Genomic DNA, 18,088 nt, shown 5'->3' with positions numbered 1-18,088 from the left:
CCCCGTCGCCTTCCGAAAGGTTCTCCGTGTCCGACTCGACCGACCTCGCCGCCTTCCCGCGCGACTTCGTCTGGGGCACCGCCACATCCGCCTACCAGGTCGAGGGAGCCGTCGCCGAGGACGGCCGCTCGCCGTCCATCTGGGACACCTTCTCCCACACTCCCGGAAAGATCGACAACGACGACCACGGCGACATCGCCTGCGACCACTACCACCGCTGGCCCGAGGACATCGCGCTCATGCGAGAGCTGGGCACGAACGCCTACCGCCTGTCCATCGCCTGGCCCCGGGTGGTGCCGGACGGCGACGGCCCGGTCAACACCAAGGGGCTGGACTTCTACGACCGGCTCGTCGACGGCCTGCTCGCGGCCGGCATCACCCCCAATGTGACCGTCTACCACTGGGACCTGCCCCAGGCGCTGCAGGACCGGGGCGGCTGGACCGAGCGCGCCACCGCCGAGCACCTGGCCCGCTACGCCTCCGTCGTCGCCGAGCGCCTGGGCGACCGGGTCACCCAGTGGTCCACCCTCAACGAGCCCCTGTGCTCGGCGTGGATCGGCCACCTGGAGGGCCGGATGGCGCCCGGCCTGACCGACCTGACCGCCGCCGTCCGCGCCTCCTACCATCTGCTGCTCGGCCACGGCCTGGCCACGCAGGCGCTCCGGGCGGCCTTCCCCGGCGCCCGGATCGGCCTCGTCACCAACCACTCCCCCGTCGTGGCGGCCTCCACCCGGCCCGAGGACGTCGCGGCGGCCACCCGGATGGACGGCCACATCAACCGCTGGTGGCTGGACCCCGTCCACGGCCGCGGCTTCCCCGCCGACATGCGCGAGCTGTACGGCGTCGACCTGCCGGAGCGGGCGGGCGATGCGGAGACCATCGCCGCGCCCCTGGACTGGCACGGGCTGAACTACTACTTCCCGGCCACGGTCGCCGACGACCCGGACGGGCCGGTCCCGTACGCCCGCGAGGTGCGGCTGCCCGACGTCCCCCGCACGGGCATGGACTGGCAGATCGACGCCGACGGTCTGGAGAGCCTGCTGATGCGGCTCACCGACGACTACGGCATCCGCCGGCTGTACGTCACCGAGAACGGCTCGGCGTTCGCCGACACCGTCGGTCCCGACGGCACGGTCGACGACCCCGGCCGGGTGCGCTACCTGGAGCAGCACGTGGCGGCCTGCGCGCGGGCCCTGCGCAAGGGCGCCCCGCTCGCCGGGTACTACGCCTGGTCCCTGCTCGACAACTTCGAGTGGGCCTACGGCTACGACAAGCGTTTCGGCCTGGTCCACGTCGACTACGCCACGCAGAAGCGCACCGTGAAGGCGAGCGGGCGCCGGTACGCGGAGCTGATCCGGGCGCACCGTGAGGGGGCCGCGACCGGCTGACCGGTCCCGCCGTCCGCGCCCGGATCGCAAAAGGCCCGGTCGTCCCCGCCTCTGACGGGAACGACCGGGCCGCTTGCTGCGAGCGGCGCTCAGGGCAGCCGGTAGTCGGTGTTCAGTGCCGCACCCGCCTCCGGGTGCGTCTGGTCGTAGCCGCGGGCGTCGCACTGCAGGCCGCCGACGATGCAGTGGTCGACCAGGGCCTTGAGGGTGCGGTCCTCCCAGGCGTTGAAGAAGTCGTAGTGGAAGGAGTAGCCACGGCCGCTGGCCAGCCGCACCCGGGACATGTCGCCGTTGACCGGGAACGCCATCTTGAACTCGATCATCGGCAGCGCGACCGGGTGGTCGGCGGGGCACATGTTGTCGTTGGTGCCGGGCTTGACGACCGGGTAGGCCATGTGGCTCTTGTGGTCCGGCGTGTCCAGGTACCTGCCGTCCCAGCAACTGGGCGCCTGGAAGCGGATGTTCAGCTGGACGTCGGGCCGGCTCGGGCAGGTGGCGGGGAAGTCGACGTTGAAGTAGCTGTCGCCGCACTCCCAGCCCTCGACGAAGCCGCGGTGGTGACGGAACTCGTCGGCGGTCTGCATCGGGTTGCCGACCACGAACCGCAGCCCCTTGGGGAAGGGCCGCACGCTGGTGTAGTCGGTGACGCCGGACTTGTAGTAGATGGTCTGGGGGCCGACGGGCAGGATCTTCTGGTCGCCGTTGTACAGCGAGGGCATCCAGTATCCCGAGGCGTCGGCGGGTGCCTTGCACGTGGTGGCGCCGCCGTCGAGGGAGGCCGTGGTGCTGGAGGCGTTGGTCGAGGTGTTGCCCATGAAGGTGTGGTCGTGGGACTTCCCGGGCTGCCCGGGGTAGACGATCGGGTCGTCCGGTGCGGTGTGGGTGACCGAGCAGTTGGCCTGGAACTCGTGGAAGTAGCGGGACGGCGGGGTGGCCGTGGACGGGGTGACGCCGGTGACCTGCGGAACCGCCGGGATGTAGCCGTCACCGTCCGGGTCGTCACCGGACGCCTGGGTGGACACCGCCATCGTGTGCCCGGTGTGCGCGGCGGATGCCACCGCCGGGTCGCCGGCACCCGTGTCGGTCGTGGCCGAGGCGATGGTGCCGACGCCGAGCGCGCCGGCGACCAGGGCGGTGCCGAGGAGGACTGCGGGAAGTCGTTTCGGACTCGCTCTCATGGGATCTCCTGCCTGTGTGGTGGGACGGCCGTCAGCCGTAGATGCCGATCTCGTGCAGGGAGTAGCCCCAGCCGGTGCCACGCGCCGTCAGCTGGAGGCGGACGTATCGGGCCGTGGCCGATACGCCGAGGGTGTCGACGTCGCCGTCACCGGTGGTCGTGGAGTACACCGGACGCCAGGTGGTGGCGTCGTCCGAGACCTGCACCGTGTACGCCTTGGCGTAGGCCGGGTCCCAGACGAGCTGGATCGTGCGCAGGGCCTTGGCGGCGCCGAGGTCGACCTGGATCCACTGCGGGTCGCTCCAGTCGCTGGCCCAGCGGGTGTCGGCGCGGCCGTCGACGGCCAGTTCCGGTGTGCAGGGGCAGTCGCCGTAGGACGGCTGGAAGGAGGAGGCGGTGACGGGACGGTTCAGCGCCAGGTCGGTGCCGCCGACCGGCGGCGCCACGACCTTCACGGACCTGGTCTCGATGCCGGCGTTGCCGTGCCCGTCCTCGGCCTGGACGTAGACCTTCCACACGCCGAGCTTCTGCGGGGCGGTGACGGCGAAGTTCCCGTTGCCGGTGGAGCGCCACTGCGCCGGGACGAGGCTCTTGTCGCCACTGGCGTAGTTGCCGCTGAGGAAGATCTTGTAGGTGACCGGGTCGCCGTCGGGGTCGCGGACGTCGGCGTGCACGGTGAACTCGTCGCCGGCCGGGGCGGAGGAGGCCGGGCTGACGGTCATGCCGCTGATGAGCGGGGGTGTGTTGCCGACGGCGCTCGTACCGGTGTAGGCCCGTTTGACGGCGTAGTACGACAGCCGCTTCAGACCGTCGGGCAGGAGGTTGAACCAGACGCCGCCGAAGTCGTGCTCGATGCCGTAGTGGAAGAGGGTGGCGCCGAGGGCGACGCCCTGGTGGCCGGTGACGCAGTTCCACGCTCTGGTGTACCCGTCGGCCTTCTGCGCGTCGGTGGGCTCGTCGGGGACGCCGTTGACGTCGTCCGGGACCTCCCACTCCCCCGCCGGGCCGGTCTCGGTGATGATGTACGGCTTGGTGTAGCCGCCGTCGATCCAGTCCTGACGGACCTTGCACACATTGCTGTACGAGTTCATCGCGTACAGGTCGAGGTCGGGCGCGTTGCGCTGGTAGTAGGGCCAGGCTCCGGTCCACGCGTCGGTGGAGGTCACCGGGTGGTCGGGGTCGATGCTGTGGATCTTCTTCGCGACGTCGTTGACGAAGCCGGTGTAGGCGTTGCGCTGTGCCTCCAGCCGGCTGCCGCTGTAGCAATTCTGGAGCCCGAGGACCGACTCGTTGCCGACGTTCCACATCAGGGTGGCGGGGTGGCTCTTGTAGGCGTCCACCCACTTGGCGAACTCGGTGAGCGCGTTGGTCTTGTACGTGGTGTCCGTGACGTAGTCGACGCAGCCGCCGGAGCCCGGTCCGCCGCCCGGCTGGAGCCAGAAGCCGTTGATGACGCGGATGCCGTTGGCGGCCGCACTGTCCAGGAGCGGCTTGGTGGAGGCGTCGGTGCCCCAGGTGCGGATCGTGTTGGCGCCCATCGCCTTCACGTCCGGCATGTACGCCGGGGCGGCCGAGATCGCCGGGCCCCATGTCACTCCCTTGACGGTGTAGGGCTGCCCGCCGACCGTGAGCCGCCAGTTTCCCTTGCTGCCCTCGACCTTGACGGCCCCGCCGGACGAGGGCGGCGGGGTGGTGCCGCCGGCGGTGCCGTAGACCTGGAACTCCCACAGGGAGTACCCGTATCCGCCGGCGCGGGTGATGCCCTGCATACGGACGTAGCGGCCGGCCCCGGACACGGCGAGGTCGTCGGTGCCGCCGTCGCCGCCGGTCACGGTCTTCAGGGTGCGCCAGTCGGTGCCGTTGTCGGACGCCTGGATCGCGTAGTCCTTGCCGTAGGCGGCCTCCCAGGTCAGGACGACGCGGCTCAGACTGGCCTGCTGTCCCAGGTCGACCTGGAGCCACTGCTGGTCGCTCCACTGGCTGGCCCAGCGGGTGGTGGTGAGGTTGCCGTCCACCGCGGCGGCAGGCGCGTAGCCGTCACCTTCCTGGGAGGAGGCGGTGGCGGGGCGGCCCTGGGACAGCAGGGTGTCGGCCGCGTGGGCGCCCGGGGCGAGCGCGAGGGTGGTGAGCGAGGAGGCGAGGAGGGCGCCGAGTGCGAGCAGGGCTCCGCCCGCTCGGTGCCGGGGTGGGGGAAGGGTGACGGGTGGTCTGGGCACGGGGGCTCCTGACGGGTTGGTTGCCGAAGGGGGCGCCTGCGCTGAGGTGAGGGCCGTGTGCTTCGCCGACCCCCGGGGATCCCGTTCGACGGCGGGAGAGCGCTCTCCGAACCATGCCCGGTGGTCATGCAACGGTCAAGGCGCCGGGGACGATTTTCTTTCGGCTTACTTCAAGTAGTGAACTCACCGTGTTCTCAAGCCCCTTTACGCACCGGGGGCTTGTCACGCGAACGACATCACTAGTTAACTCAAGCCTTGAACTAAGCACACTCGTCCACCCCCACCCGCAGGGACCCGCATGAGACTCAGATCCCTGGGCCTCGCGCTCGCCACCACGGCCGCGCTGAGCGCCCTCCCCCTCTCCCACCCGTCGGCATCCGCAGCCGAGACCCCCTTGTCCCAAGGCAGGACGGTCACCGCGTCCTCCCAGGAGAACGCCGGCACCCCCGCCGCCTACGCGGTGGACGGCAACACGGGGACGCGCTGGTCCTCGGCCGCCACCGACGACCAGTGGCTCCAGGTCGACCTCGGGGCCACGGCCTCGGTCACCCAGGTGGTGCTAAACTGGGAGACGGCCTACGGCAAGGACTACAAGGTCCAGATCTCGAAGGACGGCACCACCTGGACGGACCTGAAGTCCGTGACCGGCGGGGACGGCGGCCTCGACACGCTGGCCGTATCCGGACAGGGCCGCTATGTGCGCATGCTCGGCGTGCACCGCGCGACCTCCTACGGCTACTCCCTCTGGGAGTTCCAGGTCTTCGGCTCCACGGGCGGCACCCAGCCGACCTGCGGCACCGCCAACTCCGCGCAGGGCAGGCCCGCTTCGTCCTCCTCCACGGAGAACGCCGGCACCCCCGCCTCGGCCGCCTTCGACGGCAGCACCTCCACCCGCTGGTCCAGCCAGGCGGCCGACCCGCAGTGGATCCAGGTCGACCTCGGTTCCGTGCAGGACCTGTGCAAGGTGGACCTGAACTGGGAGGCCGCGTACGGCAAGGACTTCCAGATCCAGGCCTCGTCCGACGGGCAGAGCTGGAGCACGCTCAAGAGCGTCACCGGCGCGAGCGGCGGCACGGCGTCGTACGACGTCAGCGGCTCCGGCCGGTACGTACGGATCTACGGCACCGCGCGCGGCACCGGCTACGGGTACTCCCTGTGGGAGGTCGCGGTGCACACCGGCACCACCGGCGTCCCGCCCGTCCAGGGCGGCGGCGACCTCGGCCCGAACGTCATCGTCGTCGACCCCTCCACCCCGGGCCTCCAGCAGAAGTTCGACCAGGTCTTCGCCCAGCAGGAGTCGAACCAGTTCGGCACCGGCCGCTACCAGTTCCTGCTCAAGCCGGGCACTTACAACGGCATCAACGCCCAGGTCGGCTTCTACACCTCGATCTCCGGCCTCGGTCTGAACCCCGACGACACCCAGATCAACGGTGACATCACCGTCGACGCGGGCTGGTTCAACGGCAACGCCACCCAGAACTTCTGGCGCTCGGCGGAGAACCTCGCCATCACGCCCTCCAACGGCACCGACCGCTGGGCCGTGGCACAGGCCGCCCCGTTCCGCCGCATCCACGTCAAGGGCGGACTCAACCTGGCGCCCAACGGCTACGGCTGGGCCTCCGGCGGCTACATCGCCGACTCCAGGATCGACGGTACCGTCGGCCCCTACTCCCAGCAGCAGTGGTACACCCGTGACAGCTCGGTCGGCGGCTGGACCAACGGCGTGTGGAACATGACCTTCACCGGCGTCCAGGGCGCCCCCGCCACCAACTTCGACAGCGGCCCCTACACCACCCTGGACACCACTCCCGTCTCCCGCGAGAAGCCCTTCCTCTACCTGGACGGCTCCACGTACAAGGTGTTCGTCCCGGCCAAGCGGACCAACGCCCGAGGCGTCTCCTGGCCGGCGAACGCGGGCACGTCCCTGCCGCTGGGCCAGTTCTACGTCGTCAAGCCGGGCGCGACCGCGGCCACCATCAACCAGGCCCTCGCCCAGGGCCTCAACCTGCTGTTCACCCCCGGTGTCTACCACCTCGACCAGACCATCGACGTCACCCGGCCGGGCACCGTCGTCCTCGGTCTGGGCCTGGCCACCCTCGTCCCGGACAACGGCATCGACGCGATGCACGTGGCCGACGTCGACGGAGTGCGGCTCGCCGGCTTCCTCATCGACGCGGGCCCGGTCAACTCCGACACACTGCTGCGCATCGGCACGCCCGGCTCCACCGCCGACCACTCCGCCGATCCCATCACCATGCAGGACGTGTTCATCCGCATCGGCGGCGCCGGCCCCGGCCTCGCCACCAACTCCGTGGTGGTCAACAGCAACAACACGGTGATCGACCACACCTGGATCTGGCGCGCGGACCACGGCAGCGGCGTCGGCTGGAACACCAACCGGGCCGACTACGGCCTGCGCGTCAACGGCAACGACGTGCTCGCCACGGGTCTCTTCGTCGAGCACTTCAACAAGTACGACGTCTACTGGAACGGAGAGCGCGGGCGCACGATCTTCTTCCAGAACGAGAAGGCGTACGACGCCCCGAACGCCGCCGCCATCACCCACGACGGCATCGTCGGCTACGCGGCCTACAAGGTCGCCGACACCGTCACCACCCATGAGGCGTGGGGTCTGGGCAGCTACTGCAACTACACGGCCGACCCGTCGATCGTGCAGGCCCACGGCTTCCAGGTCCCGGTCAAGCCGGGGATCAGGATGCACGACCTGCTGGTGATCTCGCTGGGCGGCATGGGCCAGTACGCCCACGTCGTCAACGACACCGGCGCCCCGACCTCGGGCACGAGCACCGTCCCGTCGAAGGTGGTCCAGTTCCCCTGACGGCTGACGCCGTGACCGGCTGGACGCCGGTCACGGCGCGGGGGCAGCTTCCCGGTCAGGCTCCCAGGGATGCGCGCAGCCGGTCCATCTCCGCCTGGGTGACGGGCAGGACGGTGCCGTGCCGGGGGCTGGCGGGAAGCTGGTATCCGCTGGACATGGTCCACCTGCCGGAGGCGAGGTCGGTGGTCTCGAAGGGGACGTAGCCGCGGCCGCCGAACTCGTCGATGAACAGGTACCACTTGTTCTCGGTGTTCGACTTGAAGACGGTGGGTCCCTCGCCCCGGCTGATGCCGGGGCGGACCTCGTCACCCTTGCCGATGCACTCCGAGACGAAGTCCCAGTCGGTGTTCAGCAGCCGGGTGGACTTCTCCTCGATGATGAACTTGCTGCACGGAGTGGAGGAGGTGTTGTTCCGCTCGTCCTTGGTGAACCGGTAGTAGGTGTCACCGTCCTTGACGACGGTGGAGTCGATCACCGAGTAACCGGGGTCCTTCCACACGCGCGGCGCGGAGAAGGTGCGGAAGTCGCGGGTGGTGGCGTACATCATGCGGTTGTAGCTGCCGCCCGTGTGGGCGGTGTCGGCCGGGTCGTACAGCTTGGACGCCCAGAACACGACGTAGGCGCCGAGGGAGTCGTCCCAGTACGCCTCGGGCGCCCAGGTGTTGCCGGCGGTGTCGTCGGACACCTTGACATGGCGCTGCTCCGACCAGTGGACCAGGTCGGTGGACTCCCAGACCTCCAGGTACTTGCTGCCGGTGCGCTGGGCCGCGTCCCAGTCGCCGTTGCCGTAGATCTTCAGATCGGTGGCGATGAGGTAGAACTTGTCGCCCTCGGGGGAACGGATGACGAAGGGGTCGCGCACACCCTTGTCGCCGAGGGTGGAGGTGAGGACCGGCTTGCCGCCGTTCAGCTCGTCCCAGTGCAGGGGATCGTCGCCGCGGCTGACCGCGGAGTGGATCTGCTCGCCGTCGGAGCGGCCCTCGCCGGTGAAGTACTCGAAGAGGTAGCCCTGGTACGGCTCCTGCTTCGGCAGGGGCCGCACCGTCAGCTCGAAGCCGCGCTTGGCCTGGACGTGGCCGAGGCGGACGGTGGCCGTCAGCCGCACAGTGCGGGCCCGGTCGCCGTAGGGGGGACGGTGGACCTCTCCCGTCGGGGTGACGGTCCTGCTGTCGCTCGACTTCCACTCGATCAGCGTGCCGTGGCGGCCGGTGGCCGGCAGGGTGATGTTGCCGCGGATGTCGTCGGCGTCCCAGACCGTCAGGGCGGCGGCGGCCTCGGTCACCTTCTCGCGGTCGGCGGTGAGCGCGTCGTGCCGTGCCGGCACCGGCGGCCCGTCAGCGGTCCGGGCCTGCGCCGGCGCGGCGCCGACCATAAGGGCGAGCAGGCACATCGACAGCCAGGGGACCGCCCGGGCGGTCGGCGTGCGGCGGGAAGCTGGGTGGGGCATGGGCGATTCCTTCCGGTGAGATGGGGCGGCCCGACCGCGCGGGACACGGGCGGCCGGGCCTGTGCTGTCACCCGGGGCTAACCGTGTGCCGGTGTCACGTCCGTGAGCGTCCAGCGCTGGTTGGAGCCGGAGTTGGGCGGCCAGGTGGTGACCGCGGCGCCCTCTCCGGTGGCCTGCCCGCCGACTTCCAGAAGGCGTCCGCCGGCGGCGTTGACGAGGGTCCAGGTGCCGTCGCCGGTGGTGGAGGCGATCCATTCGGCCGCCGGGTCGCGGCGGCCGGTGTCGGGCTCGGCGACCGGCACGTCGTCCCGGACGGCCAGGCGCTTGCCGTCGACGGCGCTGGTGAAGACGTAGCGGTCGGTGACACCGCTGCCGGGCCGGATCCGGCTCAGCCGCCACCGCTGGGCGGCTGAGCCGTCGGGCGTCCCGATGACGAGCTTGGTGCCGTCGCCCGCCACGGTGACCGCCTTGCCGCTCTGCACGCCGGTGAAGGTGTAGGTGTGGCCCTTGCGCAGCAGGGGCGCGTCCCCGGCGACGCCGGACACTCCCTTGACGACGAAGGAGGTCACGGACTGGGCGGGCACGGTGAAGGTGGCCCGGCCGTTCTCGACCTCGACCGCGTCCCGCACCGCGAGCCTGCCGTCGGCGCTGGTCACGACGGGGGTGACGGTGGCGCCGGGGCTGATGCTGCGGAACCCGGACAGGTCGAGGGTGACGCTTCGCGCCGAGGTCGTGCTGTTGACGTGCACCAGGGAGGCACCGCTGCCGTCCTTGGTCACGGCGGCGGCGCTGGAGGTGTCGTTCACCTTGATCAGCCGGTCACCGGGCTTGATGAAGTGGGTGAAGTTGCGCGCGGTGTCGAACTTGGTGTTGGTGCGGATCGGGCAGGTGCCGAGCGTGTCCGAGGAGGTGCAGCTGAAGGGGATCTGGATCTCGCCCCAGTTGCCGCCCTTGGCGGACTCGCCGCCGGGCTTCATGTTGTCGTAGTCCTCGACGGGCTGCCAGAACACCCAGGCGCGGGGCTCCAGTTCGCGCAGGTCGTCGACGATGTGCTGGGCGAGGCCGAGGCCCGGACGCATGTCGGTGAAGCTCTGCCCGTCGCCCCAGTCGCCCTCCACCTCGCTCATCCACAGCGGCTTGTCGGCCGCCTTGGCGAGGTCCCGTACGGTCGTGCGCTGGCCGGTGCCGTAGGTGTGCACGTTCATCTGCCCGACGACGGCCCGGTCCTGGGGGGCGTAGGCGCTCCAGTTCTGCGCGAAGGTGCCGGGGTTGGTCTCGTCCATCGCGGAGATCCGTGCGCCGGTCTTCGCCTCGCGCAGCGCCGGGGCCAGGGCCTGCAGCACCGTGCGCTGCAGCTCGGGGCTCATGTGGGCGCCCTCCTGACGGCCGCCGACGGGCTGACCGTCCGCGCCGAGGCGGGTGCTCCAGTAGGGGGTGTTGGGCTCGTTGAACGGGTCGACGGTCTTGACCTTGATGCCGTGCGCCTTCTCCAGCCGTTCGGTGGCACCGGCCAGGTAGGCGGCGTAGTCGTTCACCGATGCGGCTTTGAGCTGGTCGGCGGTGGCGTTGAAGCCGCCGGAGACGTAGCCGGAGACGGTCATGAACCAGGGCGGGGAGTTGCTGAAGGTCTCCCAGTGGGTGATGTCGTTCTTGATGCGGTCGACCCACCAGCGCTGGGTGGCGTCGGCGTCCTCGTTCCAGTCGGCCGGATCGTCGGCGTTCCACCAGTCGGTGTCCGCACGGGTGGTGCCGGCGGGCGCCTTCCACCAGCCCTGGACGGCGCCTCCCGCACGCAGGTAGTCCTTGACGTCGGGGGCGTTGCCGCCGCCGATGTTGTAGCGGGCGATGTTCAGGCCGAGGCCGTCGTCGTCGAAGAGGAGTGCGGCGAGCTTCTCCCGTATCTCCTGCGGGTAGCCGCCGGTGACGTTGGCGAACCAGGCGAGGCTGGTGCCCCAGCCCTCGAACGGCTGCTGCTGGTAGGAGGGGTCGAGCCGGACGGTGACGGAGGGGATGTCCGCCGCCTGTGCGGGGTGGGGTGGGGCGGAGACCAGGGCGGCCCCGGTGGCCAGGGCCGTGAGGGCGGCGGCGGTGAGCAGCTGTCTGCTGCGGGTGCGGCGTGCCATCGGTGTGCTCCCAACTGAAGAGTGGTCGCGCTGTGGTGGGCTCTCCCGCCCATGGCGGGCAGGAGGGATCGGTCCTCGGCACGGCGGGTGCCGTGCCGAGGAGCCAGGGTCCGGTTCAGGCCGAGGGCTGTCGCAGTACGGCGACGGCGCGGGGGCCGAGGGTGAGGGTGCCGTCGGTGCTCAGCGTGCCGAGGAGTGCGTCTCCGGTGAGGCCGGGCACGGTGACGGTGCCGTCGGTGCGGTTGACGAGGAAGAGGAAGCGGGCGTCGGCGGCGCGGCGCACCGTCGTCTCGACCTGTCCGCGAGCTTCGGGCGGCAGTTCGCTGTGGACGCCGGCCGGTTCCAGCAGGCGTGGCAGGAGCGAGGTGAGGCCGTGCGGGCCGAGCCGGGTGGAGACGTAGGTGGCCGAGCCGCTGCCCGTCGGGCGCCGGGTGACGGCGGGGCGTCCCGCGCACTCGCCGGAGCGGTAGTGGCAGAGCACCTCGGTCTCGGGGGCGGTGACGGTGATCCGGTCGGTCCACAGGCTGCCGGTCGCCGGACCGTCGAGTGCGACGGTGTCGCCGTCGAGGAGGGGGCCGAACTCCTCGATGCGGATGCCGAGCAGGTCGCGCAGGGCACCCGGGTAGCCGCCGAGCCATACGTGATCGTTCTCGTCGACGATGCCCGAGAAGTAGGTGGTGACGAGGTGGCCGCCCTGCTCGGTGTACCGGGTGAGGGTCTTGGCCAGGTCGGCCGGGACGACGTGCAGCACGGGGGCGATCAGCACGCGGTGGCGGTGCAGGTCGCCGCGTGTGGTGACGAGGTCGGCGCGGATGCCGAGGGCCAGGAGGGCGGAGTACCAGTCGAGTGCTTCCTGGCGGTAGTGGAGCAGGGAGGTGGGGTGGGAGTCCTGCTCGCTGGCCCACCATGAGTCCCAGTCGTAGAGGATGCCGACCGGGGCGGGCTCGCGCTCGCTGCCCGCGATGGGGGCGAGCGCCTTCAGGGTGGCGCCGAGGTCGCTCACCGCGCGGAAGAGGTCGCTGTCCGCGCCGGCGTGCGGCACCATCGCGGAGTGGTACTTCTCGGCTCCGGCCGCGGACTGGCGCCACTGGAAGAAGCACACCGCGTCGGCTCCGTGCGCGACGTGCAGCAGCGAGTCGCGGGCCAGGTCTCCGGGCCTCTTGGCGAGGTTGACGGGCTGCCAGTTGACGGCGCTGGTGGAGTGCTCCATCAGGAACCAGGGTCGGCCGCCGGAGATGCCGCTGGTCAGGTTGGCCGAGAAGGACAGCTCGTCGCGGTCCTGCGGGCCCGGGTGGACGTAGTGGTCGTTGGAGACGAAGTCGATCTCCGTGGCCCAGTCCGGGTAGTTCATGCCCTTCGTGCCGCCCATGACCATGAAGTTGGTCGTGACGGGTACGTCGGGGGTGATCTCCCGCAGGATCTCCCGCTCGGCGCGCAGGTGGTCCTTCAGCGCGTCGGACGAGAAGCGTTTGAAGTCCAGCTGCTGGGTGGGGTTGGGGTGCGAGGCGGCCAGCCGCGGCGGGAGGATCTGCTCCCACGCGGTGTAGCGCTGCGACCAGAACGCGGTTCCCCAGGCGTGGTTGAGCGACTCCAGGGTGGTGTAGCGGGCGCGCAGCCAGTCGCGGAAGGCACGGGCCGCGTCGTCGGAGTAGTCGTACACGTTGTGGCAGCCCAGCTCGTTGCTGACGTGCCAGGCGACCAGCGCCGGGTGGTCGGCGTAGCGCGTCGCCAGTTCCCGGACCAGGCGCAGCGCGTACCGGCGGAAGACCGGTGAGGTGGGGCGCCAGTGCTGGCGTGCCCCCGGCCACAGGGTCTCGCCGGTGGCCGTGACCGGGAGGATCTCGGGGTGTGCCGTGGTGAGCCAGGGCGGCGGCGAGGCGGTGGCCGTGGCCAGGTCGACCCCGATGCCGCCCTCGTGCAGGAGGTCCATCACCTCGTCGAGCCAGCCGAAGTCCCAGGTGTCCGCGGCCGGTTGGAGGCGGGCCCAGGAGAAGATCCCGACGGAGACGAGGTTGACACCGGCCTCCCGCATGAGGCGCACGTCCTCCCGCCAGATGGAGCGGGGCCACTGCTCGGGGTTGTAGTCGGCGCCGTAGAGGAGGCGGGGTGTGCGGTCACCGTCCGTCCCGCCCAGACGGGACAGGAGGGTGGAGATCATGGTGGTCCTTCCGGGAGGGGGCCGACGGGGCCCATGGGTGGTGCGTGCCGCGTCGGCGTGCTACTTCCCGACGGTGAAGCCCTGCTCGTTGCCGTACTTCACGGAGGCGTCCTGCCAGGCCTTCAGACCGTCGGCCAGCTTGGTGCGGGAGACGTAGGCCTTGCCGACGGTGTCGTTGAAGATCGAGTTGGCGTACACCTGGTAGGGCAGGTACGACCAGTCGTCGGCGACGTTCGCGGCGGACTCGGCGAAGATCTTGTTGGCCTGCTGTCCGCCGAAGTACGGGAAGGCGGTGTCCTGGAAGGCCTTGGAGTTCAGCTGCGCGGTGGTCGCCGGGAAGGCTCCGCCCTTCACCCGGGTGTCGACGCCGTTGCCGGCGTCGGCGTACTCCAGGAAGGCGTAGGCGAGGGCCTCGTTCTTGCCGAGTTCGGGCAGGGTGAGGGCGCTGCCGCCGTTCTCCGCGCTGGCGTGGGCGCCCGCCGTCCACTGGGGAAGCGGTGCGACACGCCAGTCGCCCGCGGCGTCCTTCACTCCGGAGGCGAGGTTGGCCGGCATCCAGGCGCCGATGGCCAGGGTCGCGATGGTGCCGTCGCCGAGGCCCTTGTACCACTCGTCGGACCAGCTGGTGACCGGGGCGAGGAGCTTGTCGTCGAGCAGCTTCTGCCAGGTGCCGGTGTACTTCGCGGCGCCCGCGTCGGCGAAGTCGATGCTGACCTTGGTGCCGTCGACCTTGTAGGGGCGCGAGCCGGCCTGCCAGAGCATGCTGGTGGTGAAGCCGGCGTCGCCGGTGTCGTTGGTGATGTACGCCTTCGGGTCGGCCTTGTGCAGGGTGCGAGCGGCCTCCACGTACTCGTCCCAGGTGGTGGGCACCTTGATCCGGTACTTGTCGAAGACCTTCTTGTTGTAGAAGAGGGCCATCGGGCCGGAGTCCATCGGCAGGCCGTAGATGCCGTCTCCGCCTGCCTTCACCCCGTTCCAGGGGCCGGGTGAGAACCGGTCGGCGAGCTTGTCGGCGCCGAAGCCGGTGAGGTCGGTGAGCTGCTTGGTCAGCGCGTACTGGCCCATGGCGTAGTACTCGACCTGGGCGACGTCGGGGACGCCCTTCTTCGCGGACATGGCGTTCTGCAGGGCCTTGTACTGGTCGTTGCCGGTGCCCGCGTTGACCAGGTTCACCTTGACGCCGGGGTGCTCCTTCTCGAAGTCGGCGGCCACCTGCTTGAGGGTGGGCTCCCATGCCCAGACGGTGAGGGTGCCGCCCTTCTTCAGCGCGGCCTGGACGTCGGCCGCGGAGACGGTCTTCTTCTCGCTCGATCCGCCGTCGTCGGAGCCGCCGCAGGCGGTGGCGCCGAGGGCGAGGGCGCACAGGAGGCCGATGCCGCGCACCAGGCGGCGGGAGTGCTTGTGCATGGAGGGACTTCCACTTCTTGCCGGGACACCGACGGTGAGGGTTGACAGGGTCGTGGTGAGGCGAAGTACCGGTGCGGGACGCGGCACTTGGGCGGAGACTGCGGTGCGCCGGATCGGGCGCGGCTCACTCCTTGACGCTTCCGGCGGCGAGTCCGGACTGCCAGTACTTCTGCAGCATCAGGAAGGCCGCGATCAGCGGGACGATGGTGAGCAGGGAGCCGGTGATCACCAGGTTGAACACGGGCTGTCCGCCGGCGGTCGCGGCCTGGGCGTTCCAGCTGTTGAGGCCCAGAGTCAGCGGATACCAGTCCGGGTCCTTGATCATGATCAGCGGCAGGAAGTAGTTGTTCCAGGTGGCGACCATGGTGAACAGCGAGACGGTGACGATGCCCGGCGCGAGCAGGGGCAGGGCCACCTGGAAGAAGACGCGGATCTCGCTCGCGCCGTCCATGCGGGCCGCTTCCAGCAGTTCCGTCGGGATGGCCTCACCGGCGAACACCCACATCAGGTACAGGCCGAACGGGGAGATCAGCGACGGGATGATCACGGCCCAGGGGGTGTTGGTGAGTCCCATGGTGCTGAACATCAGGAAGGTCGGCACCGCCAGCGCGGTCCCCGGCACGGCGACGGCGCCGATGACGACGGCGAACACGGCACGCCGGCCGGGGAAGTCGAACTTGGCCAGCGCGTAGCCGCCCAGCACCGCGAGGAAGGTGGCGCCGCCCGCTCCGAGCACGACGTACAACAGGGTGTTGAGCAGCCAGCGGGTGAAGACGCCGTCGTCGTAGGTGAACGTCTGTGTGATGTTGTCCCAGAGGGCGAAGTCGCTGTCGAACCACAAGCCGGTCGAACGGGCCAGGCCCGCCTGGGTCTTGGTCGCGCTGATGGCGAGCCAGAGCAGCGGCGCCAGACTGTAGAGCAGCACCAGGCCGGTGAGCACGGTCAGCAGGACGCTGCGCCGGGGCCGGCCGGCGCCACCTCGGCGACGGGCGGCGCGCAGCCGGGGCCCGGAGCCGGCTCTGCGGGCCTCGCGGGGCGCGGGGTCGGAGGCGGCGGTGGATATCGTGGCGGTCATCGCGGGCTCACGCTCCCTTGCGCATGCCGCGCAGCTGGACGACGTAGGCGATGGCCATGGTGATCAGTCCCATGACGATGGCGACCGTCGCGGAGTAGTTCTGCTGCTGGCCGGAGAAGGACAGCGAGTACGTGTAGGAGTTCGGGGTGTAGTCCGTGGTGATGGCGTTGGGTGCGAGCTTCTGCAGGACGCTCGGCTCGTTGAAGAGCTGGAAGCTGCCGATGACGGAGAAGATGGTCGCGATGACCAGGGCCCCGCGGATCGCCGGGAGCTTGATGGCGGTGATGACGCGGATCTGTCCGGCTCCGTCGATCTCGGCCGCCTCGTAGAGGGAGTGCGGGACGACACGCAACGCCGAGTAGAAGATCAGCATGTTGTAGCCGACGAACTCCCAGGTGACGATGTTGCCGATCGAGGCGAGCACGAGGTCCGGGGAGAGCGGGTCGGGCAGCGACAGCCCGAAGGCGTCGTCGATGTCGCCGACGAGGCCGAAGCGGGTGCCGTACATGAACCCCCACATGAGTGTGGCGACGACGGCCGGCACCGCGTAGGGCAGGAAGATCGAGATACGGAAGAAGTTCTTGCCGTAGAGGCGTCCGCTGTCGAGTGCGAGCGCCACGAGCAGGGCGATGCCGAGCATGATCGGCACCTGGACGCAGAGGAAGAGCGACACGCGGCCGAGTGCCGCCCAGAAGTTCCTGTCCTGCAGCGCCTCGGTGTAGTTGTCCAGGCCGACGAACGTGGTGCCGCCGATGAGCCGGTCGCGGAACAGGCTCAGGTAGAGCGAGTAGGCGATGGGGGCGAGGAACACCAGCGCGAAGACGGCCACGAAGGGAGCGAGGAAGCCCCAGCCCGCCCAGGAGGTGCGGTCCCGTCTGGTGGGGGGTGGTGCCTGCTGCGGCGCGGCAGCCGCCGGCGGGTGCAGCGTTGTCATGTCGTTCCTCGCACTCGGAGTCGCAGGGCAGGGGCGGGTGTTTACGTAAACATCGAGTCGCGCGGTGACACTGGGCTGTTATGTTTACGTAAACATCGGCTGGCGGAATGTCTACCCTGCCCCGTGGTGCCGGTCAAGGGTGGAGCGGAAGAAACGGCGCTCACGGGCAGTCGCAGCGGTTTGTTAGGTTTGCGTAAACACGTGACGGGAAGGCAGTGACAGCCAGTGGACATGGCGAAGAGACCCGGCCCCCCGGACGGCACGCCGTCGGCCGGCCGGCGCGGACAGGCCCGGCGCGGTCCCCGCACGGCCTCCATGGCCGACGTCGCACGGCTGGCCGGCGTCTCCTCGCAGACGGTCTCCCGGGTGTCCAACGGCTACGCCGGGGTCAACGAGGAGACCCGCCGCGCCGTGCTCGCCGCGATGAAGGAACTCGGATACCGGCCCAACAGCGCGGCCCGGGCGCTCAAGCGCGGTGAGTTCCGCACCATCGGCGTCATCACGTTCACGCTGGCCACCACCGGCAACGTCCGGACGCTGGAGGCGATCGCCACCTCCGCGGCGCGCGAGGGCTACGCGGTGACCCTGTTGCCGGTCGCCATACCGACCCAGGACGAAGTCCGCGGCGCCTTCTCCCGGTTGGAGGAACTCGCCGTCGACGCGGTGATCGTCATCATGGAGGTCCACCTGCTCGACGCGGCGACCATCAACCTGCCCCCGCATGTGCAGGTCGTGGTGGTCGACTCCGACGCCGGTGACCGCTACACCGTGGTCGACACCGACCAGGCCGGCGGGGCCCGGGCGGCGGTGCGGCACCTCCTCGAACTGGGGCACCGGACCGTGTGGCACCTGGGCGGACCGGAAGGTTCCTTCGCCGCCCAGCGCCGCACGGACGCCTGGCGCGCGGTCCTCGCCGAAGCCGGACGCGCGGCTCCGCCGCTGATCCAGGGCGACTGGTCGACGGAGTCCGGCTACCGCGCGGGGCTCGAACTGGCCCGACGTGACGACTGCACGGCCGTCTTCGTCGCCAACGACCAGATGGCCCTGGGGCTCCAGCGCGCCCTGCACGAACACGGCCGGCGTGTCCCCGAGGACGTCAGCGTCGTCGGCTTCGACGACATCCCCGAGGCCGCGCACTTCCTCCCTCCGCTGACCACGGTCCATCAGGACTTCGCGGAGGTGGGACGGCTCTGTGTCGAGGCCGCGCTGAGCAAGGTACGCGGGGAGGGAACGGAACGGGGCACCACGCTGGTGCCGACCCGGCTGGTGGTGCGCGAGAGCACCACCCCGCCGCCGGGGCCGGCGCGCTGACCGCGGCCGGCCG

10 protein-coding genes and 1 pseudogene are annotated in these 18,088 nt (G+C 70.3%); 3 read left to right on the top strand and 8 right to left on the bottom strand.

The window, feature by feature from the left end:
- The first annotated feature begins 26 nt into the window (after positions 1-26).
- Positions 27-1,388: a GH1 family beta-glucosidase gene (locus C3489_RS00895; RefSeq protein WP_103778716.1), complete on the top strand. Its 1,362-nt coding sequence runs from the start codon at positions 27-29 to the stop codon at positions 1,386-1,388.
- Between the two features lie 89 nt (positions 1,389-1,477).
- On the opposite strand, the gene C3489_RS00890 is transcribed toward C3489_RS00895, so the two are convergent.
- Both C3489_RS00890 and C3489_RS00885 read right to left on the bottom strand, forming a co-directional pair.
- A complete protein-coding gene (locus C3489_RS00890) occupies positions 1,478-2,566 on the bottom strand; it encodes a DUF1996 domain-containing protein (RefSeq protein WP_103778714.1) in 1,089 nt (362 codons plus the stop codon).
- Positions 2,567-2,597: 31 nt separating this feature from the next.
- The gene (locus tag C3489_RS00885; RefSeq protein ID WP_181139442.1) at positions 2,598-4,781 is read right to left on the bottom strand and encodes a discoidin domain-containing protein; all 2,184 of its coding nucleotides are present in this window, start codon (positions 4,779-4,781) and stop codon (positions 2,598-2,600) included.
- 298 nt (positions 4,782-5,079) lie between these two features.
- Between C3489_RS00885 and C3489_RS00880 the strand changes: the two genes are divergently transcribed.
- Complete coding sequence (locus C3489_RS00880) at positions 5,080-7,620, top strand: discoidin domain-containing protein (protein ID WP_103778712.1); 2,541 nt, start codon at positions 5,080-5,082, stop codon at positions 7,618-7,620.
- 76 nt (positions 7,621-7,696) lie between these two features.
- On the opposite strand, the pseudogene C3489_RS00875 reads toward C3489_RS00880, so the two are convergent.
- From C3489_RS00875 to C3489_RS00850, 6 genes and pseudogenes are all read right to left on the bottom strand, one after another.
- Positions 7,697-8,914: pseudogene (locus C3489_RS00875) on the bottom strand (immunoglobulin-like domain-containing protein); the annotation flags it as partial.
- A gap of 230 nt (positions 8,915-9,144) precedes the next feature.
- Positions 9,145-11,190, bottom strand: coding sequence for a glycoside hydrolase (locus C3489_RS00870; protein ID WP_103778708.1), 2,046 nt, complete (start codon positions 11,188-11,190; stop codon positions 9,145-9,147).
- Positions 11,191-11,305: 115 nt separating this feature from the next.
- Entirely contained in the window at positions 11,306-13,348 is a 2,043-nt protein-coding gene (locus C3489_RS00865; RefSeq protein ID WP_103778706.1) for a beta-galactosidase, read from the bottom strand.
- A 60-nt stretch (positions 13,349-13,408) separates the two neighbouring features.
- Entirely contained in the window at positions 13,409-14,755 is a 1,347-nt protein-coding gene (locus tag C3489_RS00860) for an ABC transporter substrate-binding protein (protein WP_103778704.1), read from the bottom strand.
- Positions 14,756-14,879: 124 nt separating this feature from the next.
- The gene (locus C3489_RS00855; protein WP_103778702.1) at positions 14,880-15,830 is read right to left on the bottom strand and encodes a carbohydrate ABC transporter permease; all 951 of its coding nucleotides are present in this window, start codon (positions 15,828-15,830) and stop codon (positions 14,880-14,882) included.
- Positions 15,831-15,837: 7 nt separating this feature from the next.
- Entirely contained in the window at positions 15,838-16,764 is a 927-nt protein-coding gene (locus tag C3489_RS00850) for a carbohydrate ABC transporter permease (RefSeq protein WP_103778700.1), read from the bottom strand.
- Between the two features lie 231 nt (positions 16,765-16,995).
- Here C3489_RS00850 and C3489_RS00845 point away from each other — a divergent pair, with 231 nt between their 5' ends.
- Complete coding sequence (locus tag C3489_RS00845; protein WP_103778896.1) at positions 16,996-18,075, top strand: LacI family DNA-binding transcriptional regulator; 1,080 nt, start codon at positions 16,996-16,998, stop codon at positions 18,073-18,075.
- Positions 18,076-18,088 lie beyond the last annotated feature (13 nt).

It is taken from the genome of Streptomyces sp. Ru71 (assembly GCF_002920535.1).
Classification (GTDB): Bacteria; Actinomycetota; Actinomycetes; order Streptomycetales; family Streptomycetaceae; genus Streptomyces.
Note: the sequence above shows the minus strand (reverse complement) of the source record. Positions and strands in the feature narration are given on the sequence as shown.

Coding starts and splice junctions, on each gene's coding strand:
- C3489_RS00880 (WP_103778712.1), top strand. CDS start 5,080: ATGAGACTCAGATCCCTGGGCCTCGCGCTCGCCACCACGGCCGCGCTG.
- C3489_RS00845 (WP_103778896.1), top strand. CDS start 16,996: ATGGCGAAGAGACCCGGCCCCCCGGACGGCACGCCGTCGGCCGGCCGG.
- C3489_RS00850 (WP_103778700.1), bottom strand. CDS start 16,764: ATGACAACGCTGCACCCGCCGGCGGCTGCCGCGCCGCAGCAGGCACCA.
- C3489_RS00855 (WP_103778702.1), bottom strand. CDS start 15,830: ATGACCGCCACGATATCCACCGCCGCCTCCGACCCCGCGCCCCGCGAG.
- C3489_RS00860 (WP_103778704.1), bottom strand. CDS start 14,755: ATGCACAAGCACTCCCGCCGCCTGGTGCGCGGCATCGGCCTCCTGTGC.
- C3489_RS00890 (WP_103778714.1), bottom strand. CDS start 2,566: ATGAGAGCGAGTCCGAAACGACTTCCCGCAGTCCTCCTCGGCACCGCC.
- C3489_RS00865 (WP_103778706.1), bottom strand. CDS start 13,348: ATGATCTCCACCCTCCTGTCCCGTCTGGGCGGGACGGACGGTGACCGC.
- C3489_RS00870 (WP_103778708.1), bottom strand. CDS start 11,190: ATGGCACGCCGCACCCGCAGCAGACAGCTGCTCACCGCCGCCGCCCTC.